This window comes from Streptomyces sp. HUAS 15-9, assembly GCF_025642155.1.
Taxonomy (GTDB): domain Bacteria; phylum Actinomycetota; class Actinomycetes; order Streptomycetales; family Streptomycetaceae; genus Streptomyces.
Map to the genome: position 1 here is coordinate 8,718,460 of NZ_CP106798.1, position 15,790 is coordinate 8,734,249.

The following is a 15,790-nucleotide window of genomic DNA, read 5'->3' on the forward strand; positions in this document are numbered from 1 at the left end:
CACAGCCTCACCGCTGTGCCGGGTCGCCGCAGGGCGGCACGTCCGGTGCGGACCGCGCCGCGAGGGCGAGGAACTCGGCCAGGTGGATGGCCTTCGCCCGGGAGCGGCGGCGGCGCAGGCCCTGCTGCACCTGCCGTAGACAGCCGGGGTTGACGGTCACCACGTAGTCGACATCGGCCTCCTCGGCCTCGTCCAGCTTCGGTTCGAGTACCTTCTTGCTGTCCTCAGGCCTGAGCATCGCGTATGTGCCCGCAGCGCCGCAGCATTTGCCGGCGCTTGGCAGTTCCACGTAGTCGGCGACCGCGGCGATCAGCTCGCGGGGCGGGCGGGTCACGCCCAGGCCGTTGCGCAGATGGCAGGAGTCCTGGAGCGCCGCGCGCGCCCGGCGGCCGTTCACCGTCACCTGGCCGACGGGCTGGTGCCCCTTGGTGTCGAGGTACTCGCTCAGTTCCCGCACCCTGTCCCGGCCCAGGTGGTGTGCGAGGTGTGCCGCGCAGCCGCCCGCGGTGGTGAGGATGGTGCCGGGCAGCTGTTCGCCGAGTGTGCGGGCCAGTTCGGCGCCGGTCTCGGAGTCGCCGTTGTGCGCGTGGAGCGCACCGCAGCAGCCCTGCCGGGTGGGGACGGTGATCTCAGGGCACAGCTGCTGCGCCGCCCGGGACACCCCGGGATACAGGCCGCGCTCGACGCAGCCGAGCATCAGCGACACCTGCGGTCCGGCCTCCTGCTGTCCAGCGAAGTCGTCCGCGGGCGTCTCCGCGGGGTCGGGGCCAGTCGTCGCCGTCACGGGCTGCACCGGCGCCTTCGCCGTACCGCGCGCGTGCCGGCGTACGAGCCCCTGGAGCCGTAGCAGACCCGGCCGGGACACCAGCGCCATCAGGGCGCGGGCGATCCACGGCCGGTTCGGACCGCTCCACTGGTGGTCACGCCACTGCTCCAGCAGTTGCCCGTACTCCACGCCTGCCGGGCACACCGTTTCGCAGGCCCGGCAGCCCAGGCAGAACGACGACTCCTCGGCCAGGGTGGGGTCGTCGGGGCCGAGGTCGCCGGCCTCAAGCGCCCGCATCAGGGTGATACGGCCGCGTGGGGAGGAGGTCTCCTCGCCGGTCAGGGCGTACGTGGGGCAGGCGGGCAGGCAGAACCCGCAGGAGATGCAGCGGTCCAGCAGCTCCTTGTCGAAGATCCCCAGGCCCGGCCTCGGCCCGGGCGCGGGTGCGGGGGTGTGGCCGGTCGGGTCCACGATGGGATGGTCGGTCATGATCCGAGCTTTCCGGGGTTGAGGATGCCCGCCGGGTCGAAGGCCCGCTTGATGCGCCGCAGCAGGGCCATCTGGTCCTCTCCCAGCCGATCGGTGAGATACGGCAGTTTGGCGGCGCCGACCCCGTGCTCGCCGGTGATGGTGCCGTCGAGCGCGATGGCGGCCGCGAAGATCTCCGCGAACGCCTTGTGGGCGCGCCCGGCGCCGTCCGCGTCGTCCGGGTCCAGCACGCAGGTCGGGTGCAGGTTGCCGTCCCCGGCGTGGCCGAAGGTGGCGATCCGCAGGTCGTAGCGGTCGGCGATCTCGTCGATGCGGTCCACCATCTCGGCCATCCGGTGCCGAGGCACGGTGGCGTCCTCCAGGATCGTCAGCGAGCCGAGGCGGGACAGCGCAGGGAGCGAGCAGCGGCGCGCCGCGAGCAGCGCGTCGGCGCGGGCCACGTTCTCCGCGAGGGTGACCTCCAGGGCGCCCGTCTCCGCGCACACCTCCTGGATACGGGCGAGGTTGCCGGACACGGTGGCCGGTGAGCCGTCGTCGCCGAAGATCAGCAGCGCGCCCGCGTCGCCGCGCAGGCCCAGCCCGGCGTACTCCTCGACCGCGGTGATGCACTTGCGGTCGAGGAACTCCAGCGTGGCGGGGACGATCCCGGCCGCGATGACGGCCGCCACGGCACGGGAGGCGTCGGCGAGCGAGTCGAAGTACGCCACTCCCGTGCCGGTGTCCGCGGGTGCGGGGAGCAGGGCCACGGTGGCCTCGGTGATCACCGCGAGGGTGCCCTCGGAGCCGGTGAGCAGCCGGGTCAGGTCGTAGCCGGCGACGTCCTTCCACAGCCTGCCGCCGGTGCGGATGATCTCACCGGTGGGCAGTACCGCCTCCAGGCCGAGCACATAGTTGCGGGTGACGCCGTACTTCAGGCCGCGCAGGCCGCCGGCGCAGGTGGCCACGTTGCCGCCGATGGTGGAGACGGTGCGGCTGCCCGGATCGGGGGCGTAGAGGAGCCCCTTGGCGGCCGCGGCGTCCGCGAGTGCCGCGGTGGTGACACCGGTCTGCGCGCGGGCCAGCAGCTCCTCGGAGCTGATCTCCAGCAGCTTGTCCAGCCGGGTCAGCACCAGCACGATGCCTCCTTCCAGCGGAACGGTGCCGGCGCACAGGTTGGAGCCGGCGCCCCGCGGCACCACGGGGATGCCGCGGGCGGTGGCGTACCGCAGCACGGCCGCCACCTCCTCGGTGCCGGCGGGCAGCACCACGGCCTGCGGGCGCGCGGTGAACAGCGGGGTGGCGTCGCGGGCGTAGGCGGCGAGTGCGCCGTCGTCGACCCGGACGTGGCCGTCCCCGACGATGGCCGCGAGGTCCCTGGCCAGATCGGTTCCGGTCGGCATCAGCCCACCACCATCCAGCCGAGGACCGAGGTGGACTGCAGGTAGATGAGGATGCAGACCGCAGCGAGCAGGCCGAGGCCCCAGCCGACCACCTTGCGGAACAGCTCGCCCTCGCGGCCCTCCAGGCCGACGACCGCGGCGGCGATGGCCAGGTTCTGCGGGGAGATCATCTTGCCGAGTACACCGCCGGTGGTGTTGGCGGCGCTGAGCAGGTAGGGGGAGATGCCGGTCTGTTGGGCGGCGGTGACCTGGAGCATGCCGAACAGGGAGTTGGAGGAGGTGTCGGAGCCGGTCACGGCGACACCGAGCCAGCCGGCGATGGGGGAGAGCAGGGCGAAGGCGCCGCCCGCCTGTGCCAGGAACAGGCCGAGGGTGACGGTCTGGCCCGACAGGTTCATCACGTAGGCCAGGGCGAGCACCGCCATGACGGTGACGATGGTCCAGCGGAACTGCCGCACGGTGTTTACGTAGGAACCGGCCGCGCGGCGGACCCCGATGCCGTAGAGCACGGCGGTGAGCACACCGGCCAGGAGAAGGATCGTTCCGCCCGCGTTGAAGATGTTGAAGTTGAAGGTCAGCGAGGACAGCGGCTCGCCCTTGGCGTTGACCACGTCCAGGCCCGGCCAGGCGAACTTCCAGCCCGAATGCTCCTCCAGCCAGGCCTTGACGGGACCCGAGGTGGCCAGGGCGAAGAGGGCGACCACGATCAGGTAGGGCGCGAAGGCCTTCAGCGCGGAGCCCTCACCTGTCTGTCGGCGTCTCAGCACCGCGTCCGAGGCGTCGGTCGCGATGGACCCGCCGGCGATGACCGGAATGGTCCGCTCGGCGGCCAGCACCTCCGAGGGCTGCCACACGCGCAGCGTCGCCACCACCGCCAGGGCGCCCGCGAAGGCGGCCACGATGTCGGCGATCTCGTACGACAGGTAGTTCGCGGTGACGAACTGGGCGCCGGCGAATGCGAAACCGCCTGCCACGGCGACCGGCCAGGTCTGCCGCACACCCCGTCGCCCATCCACCATGAACACCAGGATCAAGGGCACGAACATCGCGAGCAGCGGGGTCTGACGGCCCACCATCGCGCCGAGGTCGGCCGCGTCCAGGCCGGTGATCTTGGCCAGGGTGGTGATCGGGATGGCGATGGCGCCGAAGGCCACGGGTGCGGTGTTGGCGACCAGGGAGACGGCGGCGGCCTTCATCGGGCGCAGTCCCACGGCCATCAGCATCACCGAGGAGACCGCGACCGGCGTGCCGAAACCGGCCAGTGCCTCGAGCAGAGCGCCGAAGCAGAAAGCGATGATCACGGCCTGTACGCGCTGGTCGCCGGAGAGCGATCCGAAGGCACGGCGCAGGACCGCGTCCCAGCCGGTGATCTCGGTCATCTTGTAGATCCACAGTGCGTTCAGCACGATGAAGACGATCGGGAAGAGGCCGAACACCGCGCCCTCGCTCGCCGCGAGCGCGGCCTGACCGATGGGCATCGAGTAGGCCAGGACGGCCACCGCCAGGGCGGCGGCCAGCGAGACGAGCGAGGCCTTCCAGGCCTTCCAGCGCAACCCGCCGAGCAGCACGAAGAGCGTGACCAGGGGAAGCGCCGCGCACAGGGCGCTCCACCCGAGAGAGCCCCCTACGGGGTTGAAGATCTGTTGGTAACCGGCCATGAAAGCGTCCTTGCCTCGTCCGTTGCCATTCTGTGACCCCCGTCACCCCTGGCAGCTGGGTTGGTCGATTGTCAGACAATCGCTCATGGCTGTCAATGGATCGCGTAAGACAGCGTGAGAGAATGTCGGGCGTTCCTTATGGAGGTGTTCATGGCTCAGGACGCCGCTGTCCGGCTGTCCACTGTCTCCGTCGTCGACGCGCTCGCCGCATCCCTGCGCAGCCGGGTACTCGACGGACGGCTCGTCTCCGGCACCACGTTCGCGGAGACCGAGATCGCCGCCGAGTACGGCGTCTCCCGGCCCACGGCCCGCAGCGCAGTGACCGCGCTGGTCCACGAGGGGCTGCTCCAGCGGGAGGCGAACAAACCCGCCTATGTGCCGCAGCTTACGCGCGCCGACGTCGACGACCTGTTCCTCGTCCGGATTCCGCTGGAGACGCAGGTGGTCAGGGTGCTGGTCGAGAGCGGCACCGTGCCGGTGACCGCGGCGGAGGGGGCCATAGCGGATCTGGACCGGCTCGGCCCCGAAGCGTCGCACAGCGCGTTCGTGGAGTCCGACCTGCGCTTCCACCAGTCACTCGTGGACGCTGTCGGCAGCCCCCGGCTCAGCCGGCTCTACCGCGGCATCCAGGGCGAGGTGCACCTGTGCATGGTGCAGACCCGGCACACCCTGGGACGGGAGCGCATCGTCGCCGAGCACAGCCGGGTACTGGAAGCACTCCGAGCCGGGGATGCCCAGGAGGGGGAGCGCCGGATGCGCGAGCACCTGGACGGCGCCTGCCGCTCGCTCCAGCGGCTCTTCGAGGAGAAGGGCGACTGACCGCCGGCCGCGGGGGGCGGTGACCCGAACCCTGCAACATCGAAGCGGCATGCACTACAAAGCCCCGCGCCTGCGGCCCGCTCCGGGTCCACGCACTACATGCTGCCCTTGCGCACCGCCGCCGAGCGGTCGAAGGCCGGCGTCCTCGTCGCCTGTGGCTGCGGCGGGTGCTTCGGACTCGGTGGACGCTGAGCTACCTAGCCGCCGCGCGGAAGAGGATCCGAAACCTGGAGGGGGGGCGGGACATCCTGCGACGGGCGGCGAGGTATGTCGCCTCGACGCGCTGGTGAATCGCTTCGAGTTCGTGGCCCGCCACCTGCGCCGTCGGCGCGAAGCGGCTGTGCCAGGTCCTGGGCATCGCCGGCTCCAGCTTCTGCTGCTGGTGCAAGGCTGCCCAGGCCCGGGCGGCCCGGCAGGCATCCGGCTCATGTGGTCCATCGGGCGCGAAGGCCTGGGGCTGCGCAAGAGGCACCACACCACCAACCCGGACCCGGCCGCGGCGAAGGCTCGCGACCTGATCTGTCGTGACTTCACCGCCGAGACGGTGAAACACGAAGTGCGTCGGCGTAACGTCCCATCGCGCTTGCCGACTGGACGGTTGAAAGGGCTGGCCCAGCGAGCCTGAGGCTTGCCTGGAGGCCCTCCGCCGCCACACCCGCCTTGGCCACTGCAGCCCTATTCGCTTACGAGACGGCTCTCGCCAAACCATCAACTACCGCGTAAACCGTGTCCAGGATTCGGGGCCAAGGCCCTCGGGTCAACAACCCCTATCGCTTGCCGTCGGCGTCCGCTGTCTTGAAGACTCGCCGCAGTGAGCGGCAGGCTCCGTCGAGATGCGCCCGCATGCGGTCGGCCGCTTGGTCGGCGTTTGCGGCCCGTAGCGCCTCGAGTATCTGGCCGTGCTCGGCGACGATGCGTTCGCGTCCCAGGGTGTGCCGGGTCTGGACCATGCATAGATGTACCTCGCCCTTGATGCCCCGATACAGCCGGCTGAGCCGGGGGCTGGCGACGGTGTCGACCAAGGACTGGTGGAAACGCAGGTCCGGTTCGACAAAGGCGCTGTGAGGCGCGTCGTCCCCCAGCCGGTCCAGATCCGTGATCGCACGCTCGGCGGCGGCCACCGGAACGGTGCCGCGCTCAACCAGGACCCGTACCACCTCTGTCTCCAAGGGGGTGCGGACCAGGAAGAGGTCCTCGACGTCTGCGCAGGTCAGGCGGGGAACGTAGGCGGCTTTGTTGGCTTCGCGGTGCAGGAGCCCCTCGTATACCAGGGCGGTGATGGCGCTGCGGGCCGTGGGTCGGGATACGCCGTACTCGTTCGCGATCTCGGTCTCGGCGAGGGTCGTGCCGGGGGGGAGTTGCCCGTCGAGCACCCGGTCGTGCAGTGATGCGGCGAGCGCCTCGACGACCGAGACGGTGGGCAGCCTGAGCGTGGCGTCCTGGGTCATGGAACAACCTCCGTGGCCATTGTCCCATATGTCAGGTCAGAGCTATTGACAGACAACAGCTCATTGTCTGACGATCCAGTCGTAGCTGTCTGAAGGTCAAACGGGGTCCGCGAAGAACGTCTGCAGGGATAAAAGGAACTCGCCATGGCTGACTCCCCGTGCGATGTCGACCACCTTGCCGTCAGGTCTGTTGGAAGCGCGCACCGCACACTGCACCTGTCCTGGTCGCGCTGGTGATCTAGGGACGCATCATGAGCAGGTCGAACGAAGGTGTGACTGCCCGCTCCGGATGGATGCCGCCTGAGGTCGCCGAAGAGGTCTTGCCGTTGCCGCGCATCCTTGAGGCGCTTGCTGCGGTACGCCGCCGTGTCCGCGGCGTCCTGATCGATTGGGACCTTTCGCCGGACGTCGTGGATGACGCCCTACTGGTGGTCTCGGAGATGATCACGAACGCGGTCACGCATGCTCTCTCGCCGGCCGTCCTGCGGCTGTCCCGCGTCAAGGGAGATGGCTGCTGCACTCTGCGTATCGAAGTCACCGACGCCGGCCCGGCGGCACAGTCCCGGCGAGGGGGCCGCGACACCCTGCCAGAAGAGCACGGCCGCGGCATAGCGATTGTTGCCGCTCTGTCGTTCCGGTGCGGCGCCCGCATCCATCCAGGCGGGGTCACTCGATGGGCGGATCTCCGCGTGACGTGAGCCGACCTCGCGGCGCGGGCGACAGCGTCCTCGCATTGGGGGGCTGGGCTGTCGGGGCTTCCCCCGAGGCGTGGGCGACCTGCCGGAACACTGCGAGACGGGCCTCACGTGCCCCTGACCAGCGTTTCTTCCTCTGCAGAGTCTCTGTCTTGAGGGTCGCCTGGACGACACCGCGATGGCCGCGGCTGGCCGGGGCAACATCCTTGCCTCCCGCCTGATCGACCGTGCCCGTGCCGAGGCTGGCTGGACCTCTGTGCCGCGACGTGCGCGCTCGTCGAAGCCGACCGCGCCGGCCTGTACAGCCGAGCACCCGCTCTCGGCTACACCCGCGGGGACGACGTGAGTAACTGCTGCAGTGCCGTAGCAGGCAACGTTTGCCCTGCCGATCTCGCGTTCGCGTACGTGTTCTGCCGTCTGGACAGGGTGCCGGCGCACCGGGTCCTGACCGACCTCGCCGCCCGCCGCAGCGAGACCTGAGCCTCGTGACCAAAGAGGGCCGAACGTCCCAGGGTAATGGGGCCCCTTTTCCCTTACGGTTCCCGCGTGATCTCCACGAGCGTACCTCTGTCCCCACGGCGGGCCGGCCTGTCACCAGCACAGCTGTCCCCCGGGTATTTCGCCCTCGTCATGGCTACGGGCATCCTCTCCATCGGCTGCCAACTACGCGGCTGGACCCCGGTGGCCCAGACCCTCCTCGTCCTCACCGCCGCCGAGTACACTCTGCTCGTCGTCCTCACCGCCTGGCGCTTTTTCGCCCACCGCCGCGAACTCGCCGCGGACGTCCACGACACCCGCAAGGCGTTCCTCTTCTTCACCTTCGTGGCGGGCACCAACGTCCTCGCAGTCGGCCTGGCCGGCCAGGGCCATGTCCTCCCCGGCACCGTCCTGCTCGTTGTTGCCGCGCTCACCTGGGTGGTCCTCGGCTACACCATCCCCTGGGCGGCGGTCCTGGGCCGCAGCGAACGTCCGGTCGTGGCGGCCGCCAACGGAACCTGGTTCGTCTGGGTCGTCGCCAGCCAGTCGGTTGCCGTGGCCGCGGCGACCCTGGAGCCCCACTACCCGGGCGTACACCAGGGGCTGGCCGTCGTCGCGGTCTTCTCCTGGTCGGTCGGCTGCGTCCTCTACGCCGCCTCCGCGATCTTCGTCTCCCTGCGCCTGATGCTCTACGTCCTCGAACCACGTGAACTCGACCCGCCGTACTGGGTCTCCATGGGCGCGCTCGCCATCACTGTGGTCGCGGGCGCGCGCATCGTGGAAATGGAGAGCGCCCCCATGGTCGACGCGGTGCGAGGCCTGGTGGCCGGTATGTCGGTCGTCTTCTGGTGCTTCGCGACCTGGCTCATCCCGGTCCTGATCGCGGTCGGCGTCTGGCGCCACTACATCCACCGGGTGCCCCTCACCTACGAGCCCACCTGGTGGAGCATCGTCTTCCCCCTCGGCATGTACGCCGTCGCCGGCATCTACCTCGGCCACGCCGACGACCTCCCCATCGTGGAATGGATCGGCCAGACCTGGCTCTACGTCGCCCTCACCGCCTGGACCCTCGTCTTCACCGCCATGCTCCGCGCCCTCCTCACCCGCGGGTCACGGGAGCCCGAACGGGCATGATTCGCAGGGACCATCCCTTCCTCGGGCCGCGGGCGGGCGGTGCATAGATATTGATCTTCCATGGCGTCGCGTCGGCGCCGCGGCCGCGTCAGCCCGCCACGTCGCGGCGGAGCGGCGTACGGACGCGGCCGCTGTGCGACCGGGTATACGGAAGGCTGTCCGGGACCACGCGGGGAAGGATCCGCATCTGGCGCGGGTGCGGATCACCGATGAGGGGCGGGCTGCGTGGACGGTCAGGCTGTACACCCCGTCGCTGGACAGCTCACGCGTGATCAGGCCCTCGGTGGCCATCCAGTCGACCATCCGCTCCGCAAGCGGCCTGGCCTCCTCGCCGGTCACCTCGACATCGACGATCCGCTCGAAGTAGTCACCCATCGTCTCCACCGCCCATCGATCAGTATCGGACACTGTGCCAGCCCCTCCGACACCAGTCCCGGCATCGATGAGGGAATCAGAGGCGGGAGGTACGCGTACAGCTCCTGACCCCGCGGCCGGCATTCGTCGGTAGCCCGAATCCGACTAGGGCTACGACTTCTCCCACCTGCGGTGCTGGTTACGCGGGCGCGGCATCGTGCACCGCATCGCCCGTAGGGGGATCGAGACCTCGCAGTGATTGGGCCGCCACCGCTGGACCATGGAGTGCACGATGGCCTGGTTCGCCGGCTGCACGGGTCCTCAAGCTGTGCCGTGTGCTCGGGCTGGGCTGCACTCCACGATCTGTCGTGCTGAACGTAGTCTGTCGGGGTGGTCCTCCAGCAGTCTGGTGGTGATCAGGATCGCTTGGATGATGCTGACGCCTTCGTCTTTCAGATGCTGCTGGACGGCGTCCATGCCGGCGTTCGTGTCCAGCAGCCTTCTGCATTCATCGATCTGATCGCCGATCTGTTGTGCGAGTTCAGGGGCCAGTCCATGAATGTTGGCAAGGAGCTCTTCCGCGGTGTGGCTGGGCATACCCGGGATTCTCTCAGTGGCTCATCGCCGTTCACAGGAGGTTTCACTCCGGCTCGCTCGGTCACGCACAGCTGCGAACCTGAACCGCACTGAGGCTGATGGAGGCTTGGGCCTGCCCCGGAGCGCTTCACCGCGAGTTGGTGCCCGCGAGTGTGACGGAGCGTCAAAAGCCCCGGACCCGGCTCCGACACGTGCACCTCGTGAATCACATCCATGGCCGGCACGGTTCTGGAGCTGTCTTCCCTGAGAACCTTCTCTACCGGATGGACATGCTCGCTGAGCCCGCTGAATTCGACCGTGTGTGTTGGTGCCGGTGGGCGGCAGGAGTATGTCGAAACGCCCGAAGAGGTGTCAGGGACCGCGTCTTCCACTCTCGTGCCGTCCAGTTGGCGGGTAGCATGGAACCGAGGTGGAGCCCCTGCGCCACGGGTATCCCGGGTTGAATCGGGCGGGAGTGAACTTTCGAGCGTGATGGTGGGGAACTCCTTGGACCGGAACCCGAGCGTGCTGCTTGGACCCTCCTGTCCGGCTTCGTTCCTCAGTACGAAGGACTCGCCAGGCGAACTCCTGAACCCTCGTAGGCCGGGGCCTGGGCCTCTCCTTGAGATCATCTCGTCGACGCTGTCGCCGCCGAGGGCGTCCGGGACGACGGCCTCGCCGCTGCCGAGGCAGTGGCAGACCTCGGGAATCCCGGGCGCCTCGGCCACGCCGGAAGCCCAACATGCCGTACCGGGGATGGGATCCGTCACGGCGGTCATGGCCACGGCCGACGAAGCCGCCGTCCTGGCCCGCTGGCTCCGGGACTCCGTCGCTCCCGCTCCCGACCTGGTGTACTTCACCAGCGAGCTGGCGCTCGACCGGGGAGACACCAACTACCAGCACGTCCCGCCTCAGGGAGATCGGGAGGAAAACGCGCGGGTGTTGCAGGATCACTGATCAGCACGCCGCACACGACTGACTTCACCGTCGAAGGACACCGGTTGACCCAGTTTGACGGTCACGTGTCACTCTGCCTGTCACAGCCCTTTCCACGGGCGATACGCTGCCCGATCCGGGTTGGAATCCCTGATGAGAGGTCGTTAAGTCCTTTCAGGATGAGTCTGCGTAGCGGGTGGCAATCGCGGTGGCGCGGTTGCGTAGGGAAGTGCGCAGCGACTGCGGGGCCAGGGCTTCCGCGTCCGTGCTGAGCTGCCACAGCGCCCATTCGGCGTGTCGGGAATCTTGGAAGGTCACCTCCAGCCATAGCCAGCCGTCTGCGTCGGGTTCTTCTGCGCGGACGGCCAGCGCGGTGTCCAGCAGGTCCTCCCGCCGCGCAGGGTTTACCCGTACGAGCACGGTGATGTGGTCGCCGTCGGAGAGGAACTGTGCGGAGCGTTCCCGCCAGATCCGGTCCAGGTCGACCCGGTTTGGTCGCTGTGCCGTTTCGGGGAGTTGCTCGGCGGCCAGGATTCGGGACAGTCGGTAGGTGCGGTCCGCGCCGGATCTTGTGGCCAGCAAGTAGCCCCGGTCGCGTACGGTGACCAGGCCGATCGGGTCCACCGTGCGCCACTGTGGTGTCCGGCCTGTGGCCGCGTAGTGGATGCGCAGTTTGTGTCCGGCGAGCACCGCGCGCCTGACCTCGATCATGGTGGTGTCGGGCACCTCCTCAGCGACCACCCGGCGTGAGAGCAGGTCGACCTCCGGATCGACGAGAAAACGCTGGGCCGCCTCGCTCGCGGTGGCCCGGTGGCCTTCGGGCAGTGCGTCGACCACCTTCCGCATGGCCGAAGCGAGCGCCGAGCCGAGGCCGAATACCTGCTCGCCACGCCCCGATCCGGCGGTCAGCAAGGCCAGGGCCTCGTCGTGGTTCAGTCCCGCAAGCTCGGTCTGGAAGCCGGGCAACAGCGCGAAACCGCCGTGCCTGCCGCGTTCGGAGTAGACCGGGACGCCGGCCACGGACAGCGCCTCGATGTCGCGCAGCACGGTGCGGGTGGACACCTCCAGTTCGCGGGCCAGCGCGTCCGCTGTCATCCGACCGCGCTGGCGCAGCAGTAGTACCAGTGAGACCAGCCGATCGGCACGCATGCGGGAACGTTAACGGAATACATGACCGAGGGTGTCGTGATTTGTTGGCAGGCTTGTTGATACGACGCCAAAGGCGGCGGCTACGGCTACCGAGTGATGGACGTACGTACTCCCCATGAACCGAATGGAGCTGACGTGGCAGTGGAACGAACGGCGGTCAACCCGGTGACCTGGTCGCAGGAGCTGGGATTCAACCAGGGTGAGGTCGTCTCCGGGCACACACGGACCCTGTACATCTCGGGGCAGACCGCGATGAACGGCGACGGCAAGCCCCAGCACGACGGTGACATGGCGGCGCAGTTGGCGCTGAGCATCGACAACCTCGAGGCCGTGCTCGGCGAGGCCGGCATGTCTCTCGCGAACCTCGTCCGGCTCAACGTCTACACGACCGACATCGATCAGCTCTTCCCCCACTACGGTGTGCTGGCGGCGCGGTTGGGTGCCGCCGGGGTGGCGCCGACCTCCACGATGCTCGAGGTGACGCGACTGGCGATCCCCGGCCAACTGGTCGAGCTCGAGGGAACCGCCGTCGCGTGATGCGACCTCGCCGCCCCTGCTGCTCGTGCCGGTCGAAACCGACACGAGCAGCAGGCGTGAAGTCCCTTCTCTCGGTTCGTGATCGCTCGTTCGTGGTGTTGATCGTCGTACCGGTCGACTGCTCGTCATGTGCATGCCGGGACGCGGGACTTCTGGGTGTGCGGCAGCGGCACGCTCAGCGAGCGCTACATGAGGTGGACGTCCGAGGCCGTCGGCACCGAGCGCATGATGTACTCGACCGACTACCCCTACACAAGGTATGCACGACCGAGTCTGGTTCGCCCATGCAGGAGCTGCCGTTTTTCTCTTGGGTCCATCCTCAGAAAGCCGGATGATGGATGCTGTTCACATTCGTCGGACCGGAATTGATGCCACAGATCTGGGAAGGACCGCAGCCATTGCAGCTGACACTGTCTCCGCCTGCGTAGAAAATGGACCCCCGCTTCACGAGGACCTTAGAAGCCAGGCAAGAGTTGAGCTCAGACAGTTCGAAATGCTCGCGCCCAACTAACGGCCTATATTAGAGGCCGACTCGAAATCGGCTCCGAGTGAGGCCTTACATCCCATCGCACTTGGCGGGTCGGCGGCAGGACACACGTGTGTCACCCAGCCCGCAGTACCCATTCGAGTTCTTGGTGTCCGAGAGGTGCTGCTGGTGGTAGCACTCGGCCATGCAGAAGTCGCACCCCTGAGGGGAGGATCTCCGTCTCGATGCTGCCGTAGACCGTACCGAGGACCCATGGCGCGGGACGACGCCGAGGTGTACGGGATGCCCCATCCAGCCCCCTGACAGGCGAGGCCATAACTGCATGAACCAAGGTTGCCTGAGGTCACCAAGGGCGCCGGATCCCGTTGGACACGCCGATACGGCGACTCGGCACTCTTGAGCAGCGGGCGTACGGTATGGGGCCTGATGCTCGGCCTGAGCTCAGGGGTAGAGGGTGCTGCCCACGTTCCGCGAGAGCTGGGCGGCCCACGCAATGGCGCGGTTGCGGCCCGAGCCCTCGCCGTCCGAGACGGTGAGCAGCACACCGCCGTGACCTCGCGGTGGTCGGACAGCCACTGCAGCACCATCTCTCGGCAACCCTACGACGTACGCGGTAAGTCGTACCTTGCCGGCACTGTGACTTCACTGACGATCCTTGCGTTCCCCGACCGCACAGACACCACGAAGGCCGCCCTGGCCGCTCGCCTCTACCGCGAGGTACACCGCCGCGGGCAGCCCCGGGTCCGCGCGTGGGCAAGGCCGCGACGCAGGCTGCCGAGCCCAGGGCCTACTGGTGGAGTCCACGGACATCGAGCAACTGGAACTGCGCAACTGACGACGGGGGAGCGGGGCCCGCCATGGTGCCGGCTTGGGTCAGGTGGAGCGGGAACCGGAGTTGAAGTAGTGGCCCTTGTCCAAGTCCTCCAGGAGGCTGGGGCCGAGCGGGCGCCAGCCGAGGAGTTCGCCGGTCAGCGCACCGGAGGCCGGCTGGTCGATGGAGAGGACCATGCCCAGGAAGCCGAAGTTCTCGGCCGGGCGGGAGGCTGTCGGCAGGTCGAGGTGGCGGCCGATGGTCTCGGCGATGTCGCGAATCGGTACCCCCTCGTCGCCGACCGCGTGCAGCATCGATCCCGCCGGGGCCTGCTCCACGGCGAGCCGGAACAATCGGCCGGCGTCCGCCACATGTACTGCGGGCCAGCGGTTGGAGCCGTCGCCGACGTAGCCTGCCGCGCCCTCTTCCCGGGCGTCGGTGATCAGCCAGGAGACGAAGCCCTGGTCCCCTTCGCCGTGCACCGTGCGGGGCAGTCCCACGACGGATGAGCGCACGCCGCGTGATGCCAGGTCGAGAGTCGCCTGGGCGTTCGCGGCCCGGCCCGCCACGGGAGAGCCGGGCGGGAACTCGGGACGGTCGCGCTCGGTCGCCACCTTGCCCGGGATCGCGGGCGTGCCGGAGGCAATGACCAGCGGCTTGCCGGAGCCCTCCAGAGCCGTACCGAAGGCATCGATGGCGCGGGCATCGGCCTGCACCGAGGCGTCGAACCGGGAGAAGTCGTGGCCGAATGCGAGGTGGACGACCCCGTCGCACTCGGCTGCGCCGGCGCGCAGGGTGTCCAGGTCGTCGAGGCCGCCGCGGAGCACCTCCGCCCCCCTGGCGGCGACGGCCTCGGCCGAGGAGTCCGACCTGGCGAGCCCGAGGACCTGGTGCCCTGCGCCGATCAGCTCGGGAACGACGGCCGAGCCGACCCAGCCGGATGCGCCCGTGACAAAAATCCGCATGGAAACCTCCTGATGTCAGGAACTGTCATCAGCGTAGCATGAAGATGTCAGGCGCTGTCATCGCGTAGGATCAGGCCATGGGTAGGTGGGAGCCGAACGCGCGAGGGCGACTGGCGGAGACTGCACTGAAGCTCTACGCGGAGCAGGGTTTCGAGCGGACCACGGTCACCGAGATCGCCGAAGCGGCGGGACTGACCGAGCGGACCTTCTTCCGGCACTTCGCCGACAAGCGTGAAGTGCTGTTCTACGGAACCGAGATGGCGCTGGACATGCTCACCCACGCCATCGAGCAGGCACCGGCCTCGGCGTCCCCGATAGACGCGGTGGGTGCAGCGCTGGATGCCTTCGGGGCTTTCTTCCAAGAGGACCCGGAGCGCGTCCGGCGGCGGGACGCGGTCGTCTCCGCCAGCACCGAGCTACGCGAACGCGAGCTGGTCAAACTGGATGCCTTCACCTCGGCGATGGCCCGCGCACTGCGCGAACGCGGCACTCCGGAGCCGGCCGCCAGCCTGGCCGCCGAGGCGGGCATCGCCGCCTTCAAGGTCGCCTACGCCCGCTGGGTCGCCGCCGGGCCCGGCACGACGGGCGGAACCGGCGAGCAGGATCTGCCGCGCCTCTTCCGCGCGTCGCTGGCGGAACTGCAGGAGGTCCTCGCGGAGCGCCCGTCGGTGTAGCCGCTGCGAAGCAAACCGGCCGCGTGGCTACGGCCGCCCCGAGGCCGCACCTGCCCGGCGCCGCTGCCCGCAACGCCCAGACCGCTGTACCCGGCCCTGAAGACCTCAGGGATCGGCCCCCGTCATCACGCGACCTGGGATCGTCACCCAGGTCCGGCCGTCCAGCGCACAGCCGCTGGCCTTCGAGGTGAGCCCGCCGATCTGCTTGAGGAACAGAGAATCGCCAGTTCCGCCACTCCTTGCTGATCGGTGCGCATGACGTTGGTCATGGCGATGATGTGGTCTATACGCTCGGCTGGAGTGGTCACCAGCGTCGTGCCGCGCTCAGGGCTGGACAACTGACGCCATGCGGCAGGTGAAAGCCCGGACTTGCCCGCGTGGTGTCGCACGGCTCGGCTGCCGAGCGAGCAACGGCGGTGCAGTTCCTGGACCGGCA

At 68.8% G+C, this 15,790-nt stretch carries 14 protein-coding genes and 1 pseudogene; 7 read left to right on the plus strand and 8 right to left on the minus strand.

The genetic code is table 11. The features are described 5' to 3' along the window. Positions 1-7 precede the first annotated feature (7 nt). From N8I87_RS39510 to N8I87_RS39520, 3 genes are read right to left on the minus strand one after another with little or no spacing between them, the layout of a single operon-like run. Positions 8-1,255 carry a (Fe-S)-binding protein gene (locus tag N8I87_RS39510; RefSeq protein ID WP_263215750.1) on the minus strand — a complete coding sequence of 416 codons (1,248 nt, stop codon included), beginning with the start codon at positions 1,253-1,255 and terminating at the stop codon, positions 8-10. Beyond that, entirely contained in the window at positions 1,252-2,634 is a 1,383-nt protein-coding gene (locus N8I87_RS39515; RefSeq protein ID WP_263215751.1) for an FAD-binding oxidoreductase, read from the minus strand. The genes N8I87_RS39510 and N8I87_RS39515 overlap by 4 nt, the downstream gene beginning before the upstream one ends. Continuing rightward, the gene (locus tag N8I87_RS39520; protein ID WP_263215752.1) at positions 2,634-4,292 is read right to left on the minus strand and encodes an L-lactate permease; all 1,659 of its coding nucleotides are present in this window, start codon (positions 4,290-4,292) and stop codon (positions 2,634-2,636) included. Before N8I87_RS39520 ends, N8I87_RS39515 begins: the two co-directional genes overlap by 1 nt. Before the next feature lie 150 nt (positions 4,293-4,442). On the opposite strand from N8I87_RS39520, the gene N8I87_RS39525 reads away from it, so the two are divergent. Beyond that, the gene (locus N8I87_RS39525) at positions 4,443-5,111 is read left to right on the plus strand and encodes a GntR family transcriptional regulator (protein WP_263215753.1); all 669 of its coding nucleotides are present in this window, start codon (positions 4,443-4,445) and stop codon (positions 5,109-5,111) included. A gap of 767 nt (positions 5,112-5,878) precedes the next feature. Here the strand turns inward: N8I87_RS39525 and N8I87_RS39530 are convergent. Continuing rightward, positions 5,879-6,559, minus strand: coding sequence for a GntR family transcriptional regulator (locus N8I87_RS39530; RefSeq protein WP_263215754.1), 681 nt, complete (start codon positions 6,557-6,559; stop codon positions 5,879-5,881). Between the two features lie 251 nt (positions 6,560-6,810). Between N8I87_RS39530 and N8I87_RS39535 the strand changes: the two genes are divergently transcribed. From N8I87_RS39535 to N8I87_RS39545, 3 genes and pseudogenes are all read left to right on the plus strand, one after another. Then, positions 6,811-7,257: an ATP-binding protein gene (locus N8I87_RS39535; RefSeq protein WP_263215755.1), complete on the plus strand. Its 447-nt coding sequence runs from the start codon at positions 6,811-6,813 to the stop codon at positions 7,255-7,257. Between the two features lie 543 nt (positions 7,258-7,800). After that, positions 7,801-8,865: a tellurite resistance/C4-dicarboxylate transporter family protein gene (locus N8I87_RS39540; RefSeq protein ID WP_263215756.1), complete on the plus strand. Its 1,065-nt coding sequence runs from the start codon at positions 7,801-7,803 to the stop codon at positions 8,863-8,865. 523 nt (positions 8,866-9,388) lie between these two features. Beyond that, positions 9,389-9,475, plus strand: a pseudogene (locus N8I87_RS39545) (IS5/IS1182 family transposase); the annotation flags it as partial. A gap of 65 nt (positions 9,476-9,540) precedes the next feature. Here the strand turns inward: N8I87_RS39545 and N8I87_RS39550 are convergent. Continuing rightward, on the minus strand, positions 9,541-9,816 hold the full coding sequence (locus N8I87_RS39550; protein ID WP_263215757.1) for a hypothetical protein: 276 nt from the start codon (positions 9,814-9,816) through the stop codon (positions 9,541-9,543). 735 nt (positions 9,817-10,551) lie between these two features. On the opposite strand from N8I87_RS39550, the gene N8I87_RS39555 reads away from it, so the two are divergent. Next, positions 10,552-10,752: a hypothetical protein gene (locus tag N8I87_RS39555; RefSeq protein WP_263215758.1), complete on the plus strand. Its 201-nt coding sequence runs from the start codon at positions 10,552-10,554 to the stop codon at positions 10,750-10,752. A 153-nt stretch (positions 10,753-10,905) separates the two neighbouring features. Here N8I87_RS39555 and N8I87_RS39560 read toward each other — a convergent pair whose 3' ends face one another. After that, positions 10,906-11,880, minus strand: a complete 975-nt coding sequence (locus N8I87_RS39560; RefSeq protein WP_263215759.1) for a helix-turn-helix transcriptional regulator — start codon at positions 11,878-11,880, stop codon at positions 10,906-10,908. A 141-nt stretch (positions 11,881-12,021) separates the two neighbouring features. Here N8I87_RS39560 and N8I87_RS39565 point away from each other — a divergent pair, with 141 nt between their 5' ends. Further along, positions 12,022-12,417, plus strand: coding sequence for a RidA family protein (locus tag N8I87_RS39565; RefSeq protein ID WP_263216897.1), 396 nt, complete (start codon positions 12,022-12,024; stop codon positions 12,415-12,417). Positions 12,418-13,345: 928 nt separating this feature from the next. Here N8I87_RS39565 and N8I87_RS39570 read toward each other — a convergent pair. Next, entirely contained in the window at positions 13,346-13,480 is a 135-nt protein-coding gene (locus N8I87_RS39570; RefSeq protein WP_263215761.1) for a hypothetical protein, read from the minus strand. A 297-nt stretch (positions 13,481-13,777) separates the two neighbouring features. After that, positions 13,778-14,680 (minus strand): SDR family oxidoreductase, encoded by a 903-nt coding sequence (locus N8I87_RS39575; RefSeq protein WP_263215762.1) that lies wholly within the window; start codon positions 14,678-14,680, stop codon positions 13,778-13,780. 77 nt (positions 14,681-14,757) lie between these two features. Between N8I87_RS39575 and N8I87_RS39580 the strand changes: the two genes are divergently transcribed. After that, on the plus strand, positions 14,758-15,354 hold the full coding sequence (locus N8I87_RS39580; RefSeq protein WP_263215763.1) for a TetR/AcrR family transcriptional regulator: 597 nt from the start codon (positions 14,758-14,760) through the stop codon (positions 15,352-15,354). Positions 15,355-15,790 lie beyond the last annotated feature (436 nt).